The 15,655-nt window shown below is 68.4% G+C and carries 13 protein-coding genes and 1 tRNA gene; 5 read left to right on the top strand and 9 right to left on the bottom strand.

All coding sequences use genetic code 11. From position 1 onward, the window contains the following. Positions 1–58 precede the first annotated feature (58 nt). From AB0M48_RS09610 to AB0M48_RS09590, 5 genes are all read right to left on the bottom strand, one after another. Positions 59–3,088, bottom strand: coding sequence for an LCP family protein (locus tag AB0M48_RS09610; RefSeq protein WP_363837913.1), 3,030 nt, complete (start codon positions 3,086–3,088; stop codon positions 59–61). A 298-nt stretch (positions 3,089–3,386) separates the two neighbouring features. After that, the gene (locus AB0M48_RS09605; protein ID WP_363837910.1) at positions 3,387–4,235 is read right to left on the bottom strand and encodes a GGDEF domain-containing protein; all 849 of its coding nucleotides are present in this window, start codon (positions 4,233–4,235) and stop codon (positions 3,387–3,389) included. Between the two features lie 141 nt (positions 4,236–4,376). Further along, a complete protein-coding gene (locus AB0M48_RS09600; RefSeq protein WP_319990013.1) occupies positions 4,377–4,829 on the bottom strand; it encodes a hypothetical protein in 453 nt (150 codons plus the stop codon). After that, a complete protein-coding gene (dusB, locus tag AB0M48_RS09595; RefSeq protein WP_363837905.1) occupies positions 4,822–5,946 on the bottom strand; it encodes a tRNA dihydrouridine synthase DusB in 1,125 nt (374 codons plus the stop codon). The genes AB0M48_RS09600 and dusB overlap by 8 nt, the downstream gene beginning before the upstream one ends. A 10-nt stretch (positions 5,947–5,956) precedes the next feature. After that, positions 5,957–6,721, bottom strand: coding sequence for a macro domain-containing protein (locus AB0M48_RS09590; RefSeq protein WP_363837902.1), 765 nt, complete (start codon positions 6,719–6,721; stop codon positions 5,957–5,959). Between the two features lie 121 nt (positions 6,722–6,842). Between AB0M48_RS09590 and AB0M48_RS09585 the strand changes: the two genes are divergently transcribed. Both AB0M48_RS09585 and AB0M48_RS09580 read left to right on the top strand, forming a co-directional pair. Next, positions 6,843–7,523, top strand: a complete 681-nt coding sequence (locus tag AB0M48_RS09585) for a DUF4241 domain-containing protein (protein ID WP_363837898.1) — start codon at positions 6,843–6,845, stop codon at positions 7,521–7,523. A 60-nt stretch (positions 7,524–7,583) separates the two neighbouring features. Continuing rightward, complete coding sequence (locus AB0M48_RS09580; RefSeq protein WP_363837895.1) at positions 7,584–8,060, top strand: DUF6328 family protein; 477 nt, start codon at positions 7,584–7,586, stop codon at positions 8,058–8,060. Here AB0M48_RS09580 and AB0M48_RS09575 read toward each other — a convergent pair. Then, positions 8,025–8,720: a hypothetical protein gene (locus tag AB0M48_RS09575; protein WP_363837892.1), complete on the bottom strand. Its 696-nt coding sequence runs from the start codon at positions 8,718–8,720 to the stop codon at positions 8,025–8,027. The two genes, AB0M48_RS09580 and AB0M48_RS09575, sit on opposite strands and share 36 nt — an antisense overlap. Before the next feature lie 160 nt (positions 8,721–8,880). On the opposite strand from AB0M48_RS09575, the gene AB0M48_RS09570 reads away from it, so the two are divergent. After that, entirely contained in the window at positions 8,881–9,846 is a 966-nt protein-coding gene (locus tag AB0M48_RS09570) for an NAD(P)-dependent alcohol dehydrogenase (RefSeq protein WP_363837889.1), read from the top strand. Here the strand turns inward: AB0M48_RS09570 and AB0M48_RS09565 are convergent. Continuing rightward, positions 9,830–10,999 (bottom strand): serine hydrolase domain-containing protein, encoded by a 1,170-nt coding sequence (locus AB0M48_RS09565; protein ID WP_363837885.1) that lies wholly within the window; start codon positions 10,997–10,999, stop codon positions 9,830–9,832. The genes AB0M48_RS09570 and AB0M48_RS09565 overlap by 17 nt on opposite strands. Before the next feature lie 193 nt (positions 11,000–11,192). Here AB0M48_RS09565 and AB0M48_RS09560 point away from each other — a divergent pair, with 193 nt between their 5' ends. Next, positions 11,193–12,638: an MDR family MFS transporter gene (locus AB0M48_RS09560; protein ID WP_363837881.1), complete on the top strand. Its 1,446-nt coding sequence runs from the start codon at positions 11,193–11,195 to the stop codon at positions 12,636–12,638. A 364-nt stretch (positions 12,639–13,002) separates the two neighbouring features. On the opposite strand, the gene AB0M48_RS09555 is transcribed toward AB0M48_RS09560, so the two are convergent. Next, positions 13,003–13,482, bottom strand: coding sequence for a DUF5956 family protein (locus AB0M48_RS09555; protein WP_363837878.1), 480 nt, complete (start codon positions 13,480–13,482; stop codon positions 13,003–13,005). Between the two features lie 751 nt (positions 13,483–14,233). Beyond that, a tRNA-Lys gene (locus AB0M48_RS09550) sits at positions 14,234–14,309 on the bottom strand. A gap of 222 nt (positions 14,310–14,531) precedes the next feature. Here AB0M48_RS09550 and AB0M48_RS09545 point away from each other — a divergent pair. Next, positions 14,532–15,650 carry a serine hydrolase domain-containing protein gene (locus tag AB0M48_RS09545; RefSeq protein WP_363837875.1) on the top strand — a complete coding sequence of 373 codons (1,119 nt, stop codon included), beginning with the start codon at positions 14,532–14,534 and terminating at the stop codon, positions 15,648–15,650. Positions 15,651–15,655: the final 5 nt, after the last annotated feature.

Raw genomic sequence — 15,655 nt, 5'->3', positions numbered from 1 at the left:
GTCCCGACCACCGCCGCGGCGACATGCCAGGATGAACCGGAGGTGAACCCCAGGCGAATCACTTCGCCGCGCAGGGGTCCTGTGCCGCGTTCACAATGGACAGATCGGTGCCGGGCTGACCTTGCGTTTGTCCCTGCGGAGTGCCCTGCGGCGCCCCCGCCTTCGGTGCCTGGACCTTGTCGTCGAAGTTCTTGCCGATCACCAACTGGATCGCTCCACCCATCTCGGGTGCCTCGACCAGCTCCGCGCTGGGCACCGCGGCCTTGAGCGTCGCGGCCTTGTTCTCGTTGCCCTTGGCGAACTTGATGATCGTCTTCGGTGCCTGCTCCGGCGCGTTGTCCCGCTTGACGACCTTGAAACCCTCTTGCTGCAACGCGTTCGACGTCCTGGCGACGGCGCCGCCGTTCGACGAGTCACCGTTGAGCACCTGGATGCTGACCTCCTTGGGGTCCACCAGGGTGCCGGGCTGAACAGGAGCGTTGGCGGTGCCTGGATCGGTCACCTTCTCCTGCGGCAACGGCGTTCCGTCGATGATCGTCTGGAACAGCGCCTTGATGTCGTCGTCCTTGAGGCGCTCGATGTTGTCGTTGTTCGACTTCGTCGGGCCCTCGTCGGTCCAGTGCGGCATCGTCACGAACGACACGCGGCCGGCTTCGAGGCTCTGCAAGGAGTTCGCGAGTTCCAGCAGCGAGGCGACGTCGATGTTGTCGCCGACCGTGGACTTCGTGAGCGCGTTGATGAAGTTGTTGAGCTTGGTCGGGCTCAGCAGCACCTCGTTCGACAGCGCCTGGCGCAGCATCGCCGACAGGAAACCCTGCTGCCGCTTGATCCGGTCGTAGTCGGTACCGCTGTCGCCCTGGGCCTGGACCTTGCGTGCGCGCACGTACTGCAGCGCCTGGTCGCCCTTGAGCGTGTGCTTGCCCGGCTTGTCGATCACCACGCCGAGCTCGTCGTCGACGATCTTCGTGGGCGTGCAGATCTGCACGCCGCCGATGGCCGTCGACATCTCGCGGAAGCCGTTGAAGTCGATGCTCACGAAGTGGTTGATCTGGAGGCCGGTCAGCTGCGTCATCATGTTGGCGACGCACTCGGGTCCTCCGTCGTTGTAGACGGAGTTCGCGAGCACGCCCTTCTCCTGTGCCAACGGGCCCGCGTACTGCCCGTTGTCCGGGTTCCAGCTGCGGCACGCGGGCCGGTCGACCCGCACGTCGCGCGGCAGCGACACGATGACCATGCGCTTGCGGTCCTTCGGGATGTGCGCGAGCATGATCACGTCCGACCGCGCGCCACCCTCCTGGGCCTGCGTGCCGACGTTGTCGCCCGCCTTCGCGCCTGCCCTGGTGTCCGAGCCGACCAGCAGGAAGTTCTCGTCACCGAGCTGCTTCTCGGCTTGGTGCACGGCCTCCGAGTTGCCGCCGAGCGCGTCGATCCGCTGGATCTTGGAGTCGGCCCACTGCATCGCCGCCCAGCCGACGCCCGACGACGCGAACACCACGGCCGCGGCGGCGATCGCCCCGATCCTGGCGGTGCGCATCAACTTCCGCTGCTGCGGCGTGCGGCCGGTGGGCCGCCGCTCGCCGTCCTCCTCGTCGGGGACGACGGGTTCGGCGTACTGGGTCGCCTCGTCGACGAGGTCACCCTCTTCGCCGTCCTTGACCCACGGCATGAGCTTGGCGCGCCGCTCCTTGCGCTGGCGCTCCTGCTCGAGCAGTTCGTCGTGCACCGCGGAGAACCGCGCGAGAGTGTGGTCGACCTCGCGACGCTTCTTCACGTCGTCGCCGATGGCCTCCATCTCGGTGGTGAGGCACAACGGGTCCATCTCTTCGCGCTTCTCGACCTTGGCCACACCCGCCGCGGGGGCGATCTGGGTGGCCTCGGGGCCGGGCGCGTCGGCCTTGGGTTCGCCAACCGGCTCGCTGAGCCGGTTGGCGAGGCCGCCGGGAATCGGACGCGGACCGCTCGACTCCGCCCGCGGGGGCATCGGCCGGGGACCGCTCGACTCCGCGCGCGACGGCATCGGCTGCCTGCCCGGCATGTCCCCGTTCGGGGGCATGGGGCGGCGGCCGGTGATCTCCGGCCCCTCGCCGGGAGCGGGAGGACGCGGAATGCCGTTGGACGACGGTGCGTCGCCCGGCAGGAGACGGCGAGGTGCCCCGTCCGGTCCTGGCGCGGGGGGACGCTTCAGGCCGTTCGGCTGCGAGACCTCACCGGGAGCCGGCGGGCGGGGCATGCCGTTCGAGGTGACGTCGGGCGCCGGTGGTCGCGGGATGCCGTTGGACGACGGTGCGTCGCCCGGCAGCAGCCTGCGCGGCGGTGCGTCGGGTGCGGGGCGGCGGACCGCGCCGCCCGCCAGACCTGCCTCGGGCGGGCCACCGGGCGCGGGGCGCCGCGGGATGCCGTTCGAGGAAGGCGCGTCGCCGGGAGGCATCCGCCGCGGGTCGCCGGGAGCCGGCGGGCGGGGCATGCCGTTGGAGCTGACGTCGGGCGCCGGTGGTCGCGGGATGCCGTTGGACGACGGTGCGTCGCCAGGGGCGAGCCGGCGCGCCGGAGGCATTTCGCCTGGTGCGGGACGCCGGACGGGTCCGCCCGGCTGCTCACCGGGCGCCGGGCGGCGCTGCATGCCCGTCGCGTCGGGCCTCGGTCGCTGCCCGGTCTGGGCGGGACCCTGGCCCGGGTTCTGGGCGGGCCTCGGCCGCTGTCCGGTCTGCTCACCGGGCACGGGACGCGGGCGGGCGCCGTTCTGCTGGACGCCGTTCGGCTCGGCGGGGGCATCGGGCCTGCGCCGCCTGCCGGTCTGGTCGCCGGTGAAGTTCTGCGGGGCGGCCTGCTCCGGCCGCGGGCGCGTGCCCGTCTGCTCACCAGGCCGGTGAGCTGCGGGCGGCTGCTGCCGCGGTGCCGCTGGAGGCTGCTGCGGGTGGGCCGGCGGATCAGGCAGTGCACGCCTGCCCGTGGCCTCGGGCGGTTCCGGCAGGGCACGCCTGCCTGTAGTGGAAGCGTCGGGCGAGCCTGGCGGGACGGGTCGGGGGATGTTCGTCCTGCTGTGCTGCTCGATGAGGTCCGAGACGCTCAGGCCCCCAGAGCCTTCCATCGAGCGACGTCTACGGCCGGTCGGCTGGTCGTGCTGGGGATCCTGATCACCACGGGAAGAGGGGCCGCCACGTCGGGGGTCGTCGGGCACCCAATCTCCCTTCTGGGTCAGAAGCAAAAGCGGTTCGTCATTACGAAGTGACGACGACCGGGACACAAGGGTTGCATCACCGGCGTGTCAGTTGCGCCCGCGATACTACGGATGTAGCCGACTTCTGACGACCACTCCGGGTGATAAGGCTGCGATCTGTACGCGATTACGCGCAGTCCGCTTGCCCTGAACGGGTGAGCCAGCTCACTCAGTAGTAACCGAGAACACGTGTCTCGTCGATCGCACGCCTGCCAGAGGCAGCACCCGCGAGGCGAACCCGTCCGTCGGCACGGTACGCCACCGCGTTGCGTCCGGACTGCTTGGCCGTGTACAGGAGACTGTCGGCGCGCAGCAGTTGCTGCTCGGCGCCGACGGCCGGACGTTCCGGCGCCTCGTCCGCGGCCGGTTCGTAGGCGAGGCCCGCGCTGACGGTCACGCGCAGCCCCGGTGCGACGTCCTGCCACGGGTGACGCTCGACACGTTCGCGGGCCGCCTCGGCGATCTCCACGGCGGTGGTGGCGTCCACGCGGGGCAGCACGAGCACGAACTCCTCGCCGCCGTAGCGGGCGCAGAAGGCGCCCTCCGGCAGGTCCTGCTGCAGCAGTTCGACCACGCGCTGCAGCACCCGGTCGCCCAGCAGGTGGCCGAAGGTGTCGTTCACCTGCTTGAACCAGTCCAGGTCGATCAACGCGATGGCGAGCCCGTGCCGGCACGCTCCGTGCTCGGTCAGGAGGTCCATCAGCCGTTGGTCGAGGTAACGGCGGTTGTAGGAGTCGGTGAGGCTGTCGCGCAGGCTCTGCTCGCGTGCCTCGGCGTGCTCCCGGCGCAGCAGCTCGACCTCGCGGCGCAGCTGCTCCGGAACGTGCGGCTCCTCGACCTGGTCCGCGTGGACGAGGTCGAGCGCGGAACGCAGGTGCTGGTAGGCCTGGCGCCACTGGCCGCGGGAGGCGAGCAACGTCGCGATGGACTCGTGCAGCGCCACCAGGCCAGGACCCTGCCTGTCGACTGGGGCGTCGGCCTGCTGGGTCTCTGCGGTTTCGGGTCGCAGTGCGGTCATCGCGGTCACCTCCTTACCTGCCAGGTGTCGTCCCCCGAGGGTCGGCGCTTGAGCTAGAAGGACGTGTGGGGGTGGGATTTCCCCCGTCCGGTTGACCGTCAGCTGCTCCGATCCAGTGAGCTTGGAAGATCAACAACCCGTTCAGCCACCGAGGCAGGGCGCGAACCCGTACACCTCGTCGTCCAGGAGCACCACGTGCATCGATCCGATCTGGCTGCCGATCTCCTGGTCTTCCTTGCGCAACGTGATCGTCACAGCGACGACGTAGACGTCACCCCGGGGATGAGCCTTCTCGCCAGGGGGTGCCCAGTCGGCGTCCATGCGAAGCGTCGTCCACGTCGGTTCGACCTTGATCGTGGCGCCGCGCAGGTCGCAGGTCTTCTGCCGGAAGTCCGGGTGCTGCGTGTCCTTGAGCAGCTTCGACTGCTGGGACGCACCCTCTTCACCCGCCTTGTTGACGCGGGCGTAGTACTCCTTGAACTTGGCGCGGCCGTCGTCGCTGAGCCGCACCGGCCGTGCCGTGCCCGCGACAGGTCCGCCGCAGCCCGCCAGCAACGCGAGCGCGACCAGGAGAACCGCGACGCGTTCAGCCACCGGAGTGCATCACGTCCGCACCGGAGGGCACCGTGGCGTCCTCGGGGTCGTCCAGCCAGCCCTCGGGCAGCACGACCTTCGCCGACGAGCCCTGCCTGCCGCGCGGCCCCTCGGCGTTCTCGGGGAACGGCACCGTCCTGTCGAGCGTGCCGATGAGGTCGTCCAGCTCCTGCAGGCTCGACACCATCGCGAACGCCCGGCGCGTGTCGCCGCCGACCGGGAAGCCGTGCCAGTACCAGGCCATGTGCTTGCGCAGGTCGCGCAGGCCCTTGTGCTCGCCGTTGTGGGCCGCGAGCAGCTGGGCGTGGCGGCGCAGGACGTCGGCGACCTCACCGAGGTTGGGGCCCTCGGGGATCGGCTCGCCGCGGAACGCCGCCTGCAGGTCGCGGAAGAGCCACGGCCGGCCGAGGCACCCACGTCCGACGACCACGCCGTCGCAGCCGGTCTCGGCGACCATGTCGAGCGCGTCCTGGGCGCTGAAGATGTCGCCGTTGCCGAGCACCGGGATGCTCGTCACGGCCTCTTTGAGCCGGGCGATGGCCGACCAGTCCGCCTTGCCGGAGTACCGCTGCGACGCCGTGCGCGCGTGCAGTGCCACGGCCTGTGCGCCCTCGTCCTGCGCGATGCGGCCGGCGTCGAGGTAGGTCAGGTGGTCCTCGTCGATGCCGATGCGGAACTTGACGGTGACCGGCATGTCCCCGGCGTTGCGGACCGCGGCCCGCACGATCTGCCGGAACAGCTCGCGCTTGTACGGCAGCGCGGCGCCACCGCCCTTGCGCGTCACCTTGGGCACCGGGCAGCCGAAGTTCATGTCCATGTGGTCGGCGAGGTTCTCGTCCACGATCATCTTCGTGGCCTCGCCGACGTTCTTGGGGTCGACGCCGTAGAGCTGCATCGAACGCGGGCTCTCGCCCTCGTCGAACGTGATCATGTGCATGGTCATCGCGTCGCGCTCGACCAGGGCCCGCGCGGTGATCATCTCGCAGACGTAGAGCCCGGCCCCGTACTGACGGCACAGCTGCCGGAACGCCACGTTGGTGATGCCGGCCATGGGGGCCAGCACAACGGGCGGGTCGACGGCGAACGGGCCGATCTTCAGCGTGGAGGGAACGGACACGCCCTTCAGGTTACGGCACTGACCAGCCGCGATCTTCACCGAGAGTGACGGCGATGGCGTCGATCAGGGCAACCTGGTTGCGACGTTCGTCACGTTCGCCATTGGTCCAGTAGTGCTCCCGCGCGCATCCCCACTGCGGGAACGTGTCGTCGTCCAGGAGGAAGCCCCCGAGCCCGATGGCACCCGCGGCCAACGCTTGCCTGGCCTCCGGGAGCAGGCGGCAGCCGTTCACGAGGGGGATCGCCGCGGCCCCGCAGGTCGGGCACCACTCCCGCACCGGTTCGGCCAGCGCTTCGCGGAGCAGGCCGGAGGTCTCCTCGTCGAACGCGACCAGCCGGATCTCGTCGATGATCGGCAGCGAGCGAACCGCCATCGTCGCGATCCGCGCCGCGCGTTCGGCGGGGAAGCCGTGGACGCCGGTCGCGATGGCGGGAAACGCGATGCTTTCGGCTTCCAGCTCCTCCGCGAGCAGCAGTGAGTTGAGGTAGCAGCTCGTGAGCACCAGGTCCTCGCCCTGCTCGCCGTCCTCCCAGACCGGCCCGACCGTGTGGATCACGTGCTTGACCTGCGCGAGGCCGAACGCGGGTGTGGCGACGGCCTTGCCCGGCTCGCACGGCGCCAGCCCCGCTCCCGCTTCCGCGAGCTCCGGCCCGGCCGCGCGGTGGATCGCTCCGTCGACTCCGCCGCCACCGAGCAGCGACTCGTTCGCCGCCGTGACGATGATGTCGACTCGCTGTCGGGTGATGTCGCCGCGCACCACTTCGATCGTCCCCATGCTGACCAGCGTGGCAGCGGATTCGTTGCGGTGTAGCGGACTTCACCGAACGCGAACACCCCCGGTGCCCCGATCGGGTGTCAGACCCTTCTGCCAACATGCCCTTGGAGGTGGCGTACCTGTGGGGGCGGTTGAACTGATCAGGTCCGGGTTCGAGCGGTTCTTCGTCGACGGGCCGGTGGGCAAGCCGACCGGCGGCGGCGAACAGCAGGTCATCAGCGTGCGGCAGGTCGGTGAGCTGGCCCTGCCGACAGGCCGGCTCGTGGCGGCCGACCCGTTCGTCGTGTGGCCGGACGACGCCGAGGCGTTCACCGACGTGGTCGAGCCGGGCAGGTACCCGGTGTCGGTCTCGCTCGTGTCGTACATCGACGGCGACGGTCTTCCCGACGAGCGGCAGGGTTACCGCGTCGCGGCCGCCAGGGTGACGGTGAAGGACGAGCCCGCCTACTCGTGGCGGCCGGCCGTGACGGCGGGGGAGCACGTGCCCATGCTGCCGGTGATGCCGGAGTTCGGGTACGAGGTGAAGTCGAGCACCGGCGCGTTCTTCGACCTCGCCGCGGCGTCGGCGCTGGACCGGCTGGCGAGCGATGACGAGGCGGGCAACTGCGACCTGATCGACGCGCTCGGCGCGGTGGGTGGCGGCCGTGGCCCGGCCAACGTGACCGACGCCAGGTCCGGGTTGAACGTCGTGGCGTTCTCGACGGGCTGGGGTGACGGGGTCTACCCGACGTGGGTCGGCCGCAACACCGCGGGCGACCCGGTCGCGTTCGTGACTGATTTTTTCGTGATCAACCGGGTCTAGCAGCGGGCGGTACCGGCCGTTTTGGCGTTTCAACGCGTCGAAGGTGGGTACGCGATGGTGATGAGCGAAGCAGAGGAGTCCGATCAGCGCAGACTCGCCCGCAACCTCAACGAGCTCCTCCAGGAGCTCCGCGTGGCCCAGGCCGGCGTGCAGATCCTGTTCGGCTTCCTGCTCTCCATCGCGTTCACCGGCAAGTACGCCTCCGTCAGCGGCTACATCCGCATCACGCACCTCGTCACCGTGCTGTGCGCGGCCGTGGCCGTCGCCTTCCTGACCGCCCCCGCCGCGTGGCACCGCGTCCTGTTCCGCCAGGGCCGCCGCGAGGAGGTGGTCCGCTCGGGCAACACGTTCGCCCTGACCGGCCTGGCCTTCCTGGCACTCGCGATGACCGGCACCGTCCTGCTGCTCGCCGAGGTGATCCTGGGCGGCTGGCCGGCGGTGGTGGTCGGCGTGCTGGCGTTCGTCGTCTTCGCCGGCCTGTGGTTCGTGCTGCCGATCGCCTCAGCCCATGGTGCTCAGGACGGCGAGCGCTCCTAGTCCTATCGCCGCCGGCACCGCGATCAGCACGTTCTTGCGCGTGGGTCGCGGCTGCTCCCGCAGCACCTGGATCCCCAGCGGCACCAGCGCAACGCACAGGCCGGCCGTGCCGACGATCGACAACATCTCGGTGCCCTTGAGAACCCCGAGAGGCAGCAGTCCCATCGTCGCCAGCGCCACCGCCCGGACCTTGCCGAGCACGCCGCCGCGATACGTCCCGATCGCCAGCACGAACCAGCCGAACATGATCGTGAACGACAGGAAGCTGACCAGGTGCAGGTCTCCGTACCCGCGCGCCACCAGTTCCGTTGCTCCCTCGGCCCCCAGGTGCCTCGTGGCGCTGAACGCCGCCTGGTCGACCCCGGCGTGGAACGTCCGCCCGAAGAGGCCGATGGTCACCAGCACCCCACCCCAGGCCGCCCACCTGCGATTTCGAGCCCCGATCTCGTGCGCCAAGTGCGCCACCGCCGCCCACATCACGACGTTGCCCGCCAGGAACGCGGTGTAGGCAGCTGCCATCAACCCCGGATGCTCGGCCACCGCCCGCAGCTGGTCGGGGAAGAAGAAGTGGAACGGCGACCGCAACAGCGTGCCCGCCAGCATCAGCACCGGTCCGGCGATCAGCGCCGCGCCACCAACCCATCCGTTCGGAAACCTCATGGTCGTAGACGCTGTCACCGTCGTGGCGACTTCTGATCGGCCCGCGGTCCGACTTCCTCCTCGGCCCGTGGTCCTAGTCCCCTAGGGGGCACCCTGCTTTCTCCCTGATTCCCGGAACCGGTTTCCCCGCAACGAGTCCGGTGCTCTCTACCGTCAGTGCATGAGAGCCGCCGTGCACACGAGTTTCGGCCCGCCCGACGTCGTCCAGGTGGTGGAGAAGCCACTCCCCACCCTGCGTCCCGGTGACGTCCTGATCAAGGTCCACGCCACCACCGTGACCTCGGCCGAGTGCGCGATGCGCCGCGGCGAACCGTTGTGGGGCCGCGTGATCCTCGGCCTGCGCCGACCACGTGCGGCGCTGCGCACCCTGGGCCTCGAAGTGGCCGGCGTGGTGGATTCGGTCGGTTCCGCGGTGACGGGTTTCCGGGTGGGCGACGAGGTCTTCGGCTTCACCGGTTTCGCGGTGGGCGCCCACGCCGACTACGTCCGCCTTCCCGCCACCGGCTCGCTGGCCCCGAAGCCCGCGAGCCTGACCTTCGTCGAAGCCGCCGCCGCGGTGGACGGCGCCACCACGGCACTGTTCTTCCTGCGCGACAAGGCAAAGGTCCGCCCCGGTGACCGCGTCCTGGTCAACGGCGCGTCCGGCAGCATCGGCACCTACGCCGTCCAGCTGGCCAAACACCTGGGCGCCACCGTCACCGCGGTCTGCGGCCCGTCGAACGTCGAGTGGGTGAGGTCGCTGGGCGCCGACGAGGTGATCGACTACACCGCGCACGACTTCACCGCCGACGTCGACAGCTACGACGTCGTCTTCGACACGGTGACCAAGTCTTCGTTCCGCGCGTCCCGACGTTGTCTGCGCGCCGGCGGCAAGTACCTTCCGACCACCGGTCTCCCGAACAACTTCCGGGCCCTGTGGACGGCATTGCGCGGCGGCAAGCGCGTCGTCGTCGGCATGTCCGTCAACAAACGCGCGGCCTTGCCCGTGATCAGTTCTCTGCTGGACGACGGAAAGCTGCGCGTGATCGTCGATCGCACCTACCCGCTGGCCCGGATAGCCGACGCGCACCGCTACGTCGAGGCAGGTCACAAGCGCGGCAACGTCGTGGTCACCGTGGCGGAGTGATCCGGTAGGCCGCCGACCCGTTGTGCAGGAACCGCGCCCGCCCGCGTTCGTCCTCGCCGACCAGCGAGAACACCTGGTAACCGTCACTCGTGGGAGTCACGGCGATGACCGAGCTGTCGCCGTGCCGCACTACCTCGACGCGTTTCGCCCGGCCGAGTTCGGTGCGCGGCCGGTAGATGAGGACGGTTCGGCCGTCCGCGGTGGTGAGCGTGATGTCGTACAGCTGGTTGCGGTAGGTGCCGTACATCCGATCCGCGATCTCTCCGGGGTTCACCGCCGGCGTTGGCGGCGCATCAATGCTTTTCAGCACCTCGGTGAAGATTTCGTGCGCCAGCGGTTCGCTGTCCGCGCTGTTGGCAAGCACGGCCACCGCGGTTCCGGAGTCCGGCGCCACACGAAGAAAAGCCTTGTGCCCCTTCGCAACCCCGGTGTGGCCGACAACGCCGTCCCGGTAGAGCATCCACCCCAGACCCCACCCGAGGACCCCTCCTCCGAAGTCCGGAACGGCCTCGACCTGCGTCTCCCGCAGCACTGCGAGCTTCGGGTCGTCGAGATGCAGTCGCACGAATCGCAGCAGCTCGCGAGCACTCATCGCGAAGTCCGAAGCCCCAGGCGCCGTGCCGTGACCAACCTCGGTGACAACCGTCCGCAATCCCAGCGGCTGCACCAGGCGTTCGCGCAGCACGTCGTGAAAAGGCCTGCCGCTCAACACCTCCACCAGCCTGCCGAGCACCACGAACCCGCTGTTGGAGTAGGAGAACACAGTGCCGGGCGGGATGGGGTGCTCCGCCGTCGCGAGTGCACTGGCGTACCTCGCGAGCGCGTCGTCGCCACGCCCGATGCCGAAGAAGTGGTTGCTGTCGAGCCCGCCCGTATGAGTGAGGAGATGACGTGCCGTGAGTGACGGCGCGAACCCCGGCAAGTACCGGCAGACCGGACGATCAGGATCCAGCAGCCCTTCGTCCACCAGCCGCTGCACGAGCGTCGCCGTCCAGATCTTGGTGATCGAACCGACCCTGAACGCGGAGTCGCTCGTGACCTGATCGCCGGTGCTCGACACACCCGCGGACTCGTCCCGGATCTCCCCGCCCGTGAGCACGGCCACCTGGGCGCCCGGCACGTCGTACTTCGCGATCAGCTCGCCCAACCCCATGCGGAAAAACTACGGCCGACCGTGTCGATTCCGGGTCTGGCCGTTCGACGCACAGGTGGATGGACCGGAAAACCGGGATGAGACCAACGCGGCGATGAGAGAGACTCGGGTGTACCGATGAGTTCCTTCGACGCTGCAGGTCTTCTCCGGTGTCACGAAGAACCTGATGCCAGCAACCTAGTGAGGGCCTGACATGCCTGCTGCGATCCAAGACAAACCCACCGCACAAGCGGGCAAGACACCGCTGGTGGTGCGCCTGCTGGTGCTGGCGACGTTCGTCGTGATCCTCAACGAAACGCTGATGATCAACGCGATTCCGCGCCTGATGGAGTCGCTGCACGTGACCGAACAGGCCGCCCAGTGGGTCTCCACCGCGTTCATGCTCACCATGGCCGCCGTGATCCCCGTCACCGGCTGGTTCCTGCAGCGGGTCACCACCCGCCAGGGCTACGCGATCGCGATGGGCGTCTTCCTGGCAGGCACCGCCCTCTCCGCAGCGGCGCCGACGTTCGCGATCCTGCTGGTGGGCCGCATCGTGCAGGCCGCGGGCACGGCCGTGATGATGCCGCTGCTGATGACCACGCTGATGACCGTCGTCCCGGAACAGGACCGAGGCCGCGTCATGGGCAACGTGACCCTGGCGATCTCGGTGGCCCCGGCCCTCGGCCCGGCCATCTCCGGCCTGATCCTGCAACTGGGCTCCTGGCGCCTGCTCTTCGTCGCCGTCCTCCCGATCGCCGGCGCCGTGACCTACTTCGGCCTCCGCCATCTGGACAACATCGGCGAGCCGAAGGTCAGCACCCTCGACTGGGCATCGGCCGCCATGGCCACCCTGGGCTTCGGCGGCCTGGTCTACGGCCTGAGCCTGTTCGGCGAGCGCGAGTCCCACCTCGGCCCGAGCATCGGCATCGTCATCGCAGGCGCGGCCCTCATCGCGTTCTTCGTCCTCCGCCAGCTCAAGCTGCAGCGAACCGGCGCCCCGCTGATGGACCTCCGCACCCTCAAGCACCGCACCTTCACGCTGTCGCTGGCCCTCATGTGCATCGCGTTCCTGACGATGATGGGCTCGATGATCCTGCTGCCGCTCTACCTGCAGAACCTGCGAGGCCTCACCCCGCTGCAGACGGGCCTGCTCCTCATGCCCGGCGGCCTCGCAATGGGCCTCCTCGGCCCCACGGTGGGACGCCTCTACGACCGCCTGGGCAGCCGCCCCCTGGTCCTCCCGGGCTCGATCGGCATCGTGCTCTCCCTGGCAGGCTTCACCCAGATCTCGATGACCATGCCGTACTGGCAGGTTTTGGCCCTGCACGCCCTGCTGATGGTGAGCCTGGCAGCAACCTTCACCCCGATCTTCACCCTCGGCATGGGCGCCCTCCCGCCGAACATGTACCCGCACGGCAGCTCGATCCTCGGCACCCTCCAACAGGTGGCAGCAGCCCTGGGCACCGCCCTCGTCGTCACCGTCATGTCGGCCCGCGCCACCACCCTGGTCGCCGAGGGCGCCGCCGCGGGCGCGGCACAGTTGAGCGGCATGAAGCTGGCCTTCGTGATCGCAACGGTCCTGGCCGTGGTGACGATCGTCGTCGCGTACATGCTGCCGAGCCGCACCGCCACGTCCGGCGACGTCGTAGCCCACTGACCCCTGGGTCGTCGCCTTACATCGCTGGGGGTTCGGCCGTAGGAACCGAAGCAGGCTTGCAGGCCCTGCACGGTTCCTACGGCCTCGCCACGTCGCGACTGGTGAGACGGCATCGACCAGATGCGAAATCCTGCCAGGACCTCGAACACTGTCGAGTGTGGTCGATCTTGACCCTTCTTCTTTCCTGTGCCTCTGCCAGAACCCGAAGTTTGCGAATCTTGCTTGGTAATCCACTGTGGATATTTGCCGATACTTGTTGTGAGCTTACGGTCATCATGACTCTTGTTGCATGCGGCCCTTTGTGGACATTCGACGTCATAAACGAGCGGCAAGCGGAGGATCAGCCCATGACGTCATGGGCTGATCAGCTCGGGTAGAGGCCCGCAACTGCTTCAGCCACCAAGGGCACGAGTTGAGCAGGCCGGGCAGCCTTGTTCTCTGGGTCGGATTCACGGAGGGCACCGTTGATGTAGGCGTACGCGTCGTCAAGGGTGCTGTAGCCCTCAGGAACGCGCTGGTACCACCTGTAGCCACGAGGCGGGCTCGGTACCTGGGCGCCAGTCAGGTACTCGTCAACCCCATCGTCGATCATGTCCTGGTCGACCTGGCCCCGCGGCTCACTCGTCCTCGTTGCGGTTCCGTCTTGGACGGTGGTAACGGCGACGGTGTGCAGCTCGCAATCGGGTAGACGGGCCAGATTTTTCGGTCCGACCAACCATGCAATGAGCATGCTCAAGCCAGTGTCGGGAACCCTGCCGTAGACGGCGCCGTCGACCTCAAGATGAGCAGAATCCGGACGACCGGCAACTGAGGTAACCGCTACGTCGCTGGAGACCTCGGGCACCTGCTCCCAGCGCTCTGGGCTGTGCTCACATACCGATGCTTCCTGGCCCATGTCTCTCGTGCCTCCAATCTGTGCCAGCAGGGCTGCGAATAGCAGGCGAACCGGCCCCGCGCACCACGCGCGAGGCCGGCCACATGGTCCCGGACGGTATCGGTTAGTTCACGACCCGATCAGACGAGTCACGGGTAGTTGCAGTTGTCCCGGCCGTAGCAGTTGAAATAGGCGCCTTGCAGCGCGCCCATTGTGTAGCCGGGGTACCCGCTGGGCGTGAACGAGCCGTTCACCGCGCCGTCGTACTCATTGGAGTTGTTGAGCCGGTTGCCGTAGATGATGTTGCTGTCCCAACGGCCCTGGACGTTCGGCGTCCCCGCACCATGAACCCCACAACTGTTGCCCGGCCAGTTGTTGATCTCTTCCTAGCAGTTGACCTGCGCGTTGGAGAACGAGAGCAGAGGACCGGAATCACGGATCAAGGCCACGTGCCACTGTGCTTGACGGTGACCTTCCGTACGCTCCGCTGCACGGTTGCGACCCTGCTCGATGAGACAGGCGTGACTGCCGGCGGATCGCCAATGTGCTCGGCCACGCGCGGCCCTCGATGACCCAGGACGTGCACATGGGACGTCGTGCGCCTGGCCGTGCCGCTGCTGACGCGCTCGGTGCGGTGATCGGCGGTGATGCGCATAAGTGAGGGGTAAGCGGGGTCTTTGATCTTGCAAAGCGAAACCCCCAGGCCTGTGACCTGGGGGTTTGGTGGGCCGCCAGGGACTCGAACCCTGAACCCGAAGATTAAAAGTCTCCTGCTCTGCCAATTGAGCTAGCAGCCCTCGCCGGGACAGCCTACCGATCTCCACCTCCGCATGTCCTCCGGGTTCCAACCTCACGGTTGACGCACTGGCCACCCCGACGGAGTCGTCGAACGTCTGCCGCCGAGCCGCGTCCGCCACCGGGGTAGAGCCTGCTCCACCCCAAGGACGGAAGCGTGCGTGACTGCGCGGACACCCCCTTGATTGGAAATCTGTCCTCACCACGGCAAGGGGAGGCACAAGATGAAGAAGACGCTGGTAGGAGTGCTGGCAACGGCCATGCTGTTCACCGGGACGGCGATGGCCACGCCGCCGAGCGATGTCCAGAAGCAGCTCGACGGGCTCACGAAGCAGCACGAGTTCCCGGCTGCACTGGCGACGATCACCGAGGGCAACGGCCGGACGGCCGCCTACACTTCGGGCACGTCCGAGCTGGGCAAGCGCACGGCTGTTCCGAGGAACGGGCAGGTGCGCGCCGGGTCCAACACCAAGGCGTTCGTCGCCACGGTGGTCATGCAGCTCGTCGGTGAGGGCAAGGTCGAGCTCGACAAGCCGATCAACCACTACCTGCCGGGCGCGATCAAGGACGACCGGATCACGGTCCGGCAGTTGCTCAACCACACCAGCGGGCTCGCGAACTACACGAACTACCTGGGGCTGGAGAAGTTCGAGGAGGTGCGGCACCGGTACCTCGAGCCGCGTGAGCTGCTCGACATCGGCAACGCGCACCCCGTCACCAACCAGCCGGGTGAGAAGTTCAAGTACAGCAACACGAACTACGTGCTGCTCGGCCTGTTGATCCAGAAGGTCACCGGGCGGCCGGTCGCGGAGAACGTCGACCAGCGCATCGTGCGGAAGCTGAACCTGAACGACACCTACTGGCCCGGTGTGGGTGAGCAGGGCATTCGCGGCAAGCACCCGCACGGGTACGCCAAGACCGGCAACGGCATCGAGGACGTGACCGAGCTCGACCCGAGCTGGGGCTGGGCGGCCGGGCAGATCATCTCCACGACCAAGGACCTCAACGCCTTCTACCGCGGCCTGCTGAAGGGCGACCTGCTCAAGAAGGCTCAGCTGGACGAGATGAAGAAGACCGTCGACACCGCCGGCGAGATGTGGCCGGGTGTTGAGTACGGGCTCGGGATCGCCAGTGCGCCGTTGTCCTGTGGTGGCCGGTCGTGGGGTCACGGTGGCGACATCCACGGTTACGAGACGCGGGGTGGGGTCACCGACACCGGTCGTGCGTTCTCCGTTGCTGTCACGGCGTTGCCCGGCACGTTCCAGGACACGCAGGAGGAGGCCGGCAAGGCCCACGAGGCTGTTCTGGCCACTGTGGACGCTGCTTTGTGTGGTGCCAAGTGATCGCG

It is taken from the genome of Lentzea sp. NPDC051208, assembly GCF_040682435.1.
Taxonomy (GTDB): domain Bacteria; phylum Actinomycetota; class Actinomycetes; order Mycobacteriales; family Pseudonocardiaceae; genus Lentzea; species Lentzea kristufekii.
Note: the sequence above shows the minus strand (reverse complement) of the source record. Positions and strands in the feature narration are given on the sequence as shown.

What these genes read in the sequence shown, in the direction of transcription:
- AB0M48_RS09570 (WP_363837889.1), top strand. Translation starts at nt 8,881, where the DNA reads ATGAGAGCCGCCGTGCACACGAGTTTCGGCCCGCCCGACGTCGTCCAG.
- AB0M48_RS09560 (WP_363837881.1), top strand. Translation starts at nt 11,193, where the DNA reads ATGCCTGCTGCGATCCAAGACAAACCCACCGCACAAGCGGGCAAGACA.
- AB0M48_RS09575 (WP_363837892.1), bottom strand. Translation starts at nt 8,720, where the DNA reads ATGAGGTTTCCGAACGGATGGGTTGGTGGCGCGGCGCTGATCGCCGGA.
- AB0M48_RS09605 (WP_363837910.1), bottom strand. Translation starts at nt 4,235, where the DNA reads ATGACCGCACTGCGACCCGAAACCGCAGAGACCCAGCAGGCCGACGCC.
- AB0M48_RS09580 (WP_363837895.1), top strand. Translation starts at nt 7,584, where the DNA reads ATGAGCGAAGCAGAGGAGTCCGATCAGCGCAGACTCGCCCGCAACCTC.
- AB0M48_RS09610 (WP_363837913.1), bottom strand. Translation starts at nt 3,088, where the DNA reads ATGGAAGGCTCTGGGGGCCTGAGCGTCTCGGACCTCATCGAGCAGCAC.
- AB0M48_RS09590 (WP_363837902.1), bottom strand. Translation starts at nt 6,721, where the DNA reads ATGGGGACGATCGAAGTGGTGCGCGGCGACATCACCCGACAGCGAGTC.
- AB0M48_RS09565 (WP_363837885.1), bottom strand. Translation starts at nt 10,999, where the DNA reads ATGGGGTTGGGCGAGCTGATCGCGAAGTACGACGTGCCGGGCGCCCAG.
- AB0M48_RS09545 (WP_363837875.1), top strand. Translation starts at nt 14,532, where the DNA reads ATGAAGAAGACGCTGGTAGGAGTGCTGGCAACGGCCATGCTGTTCACC.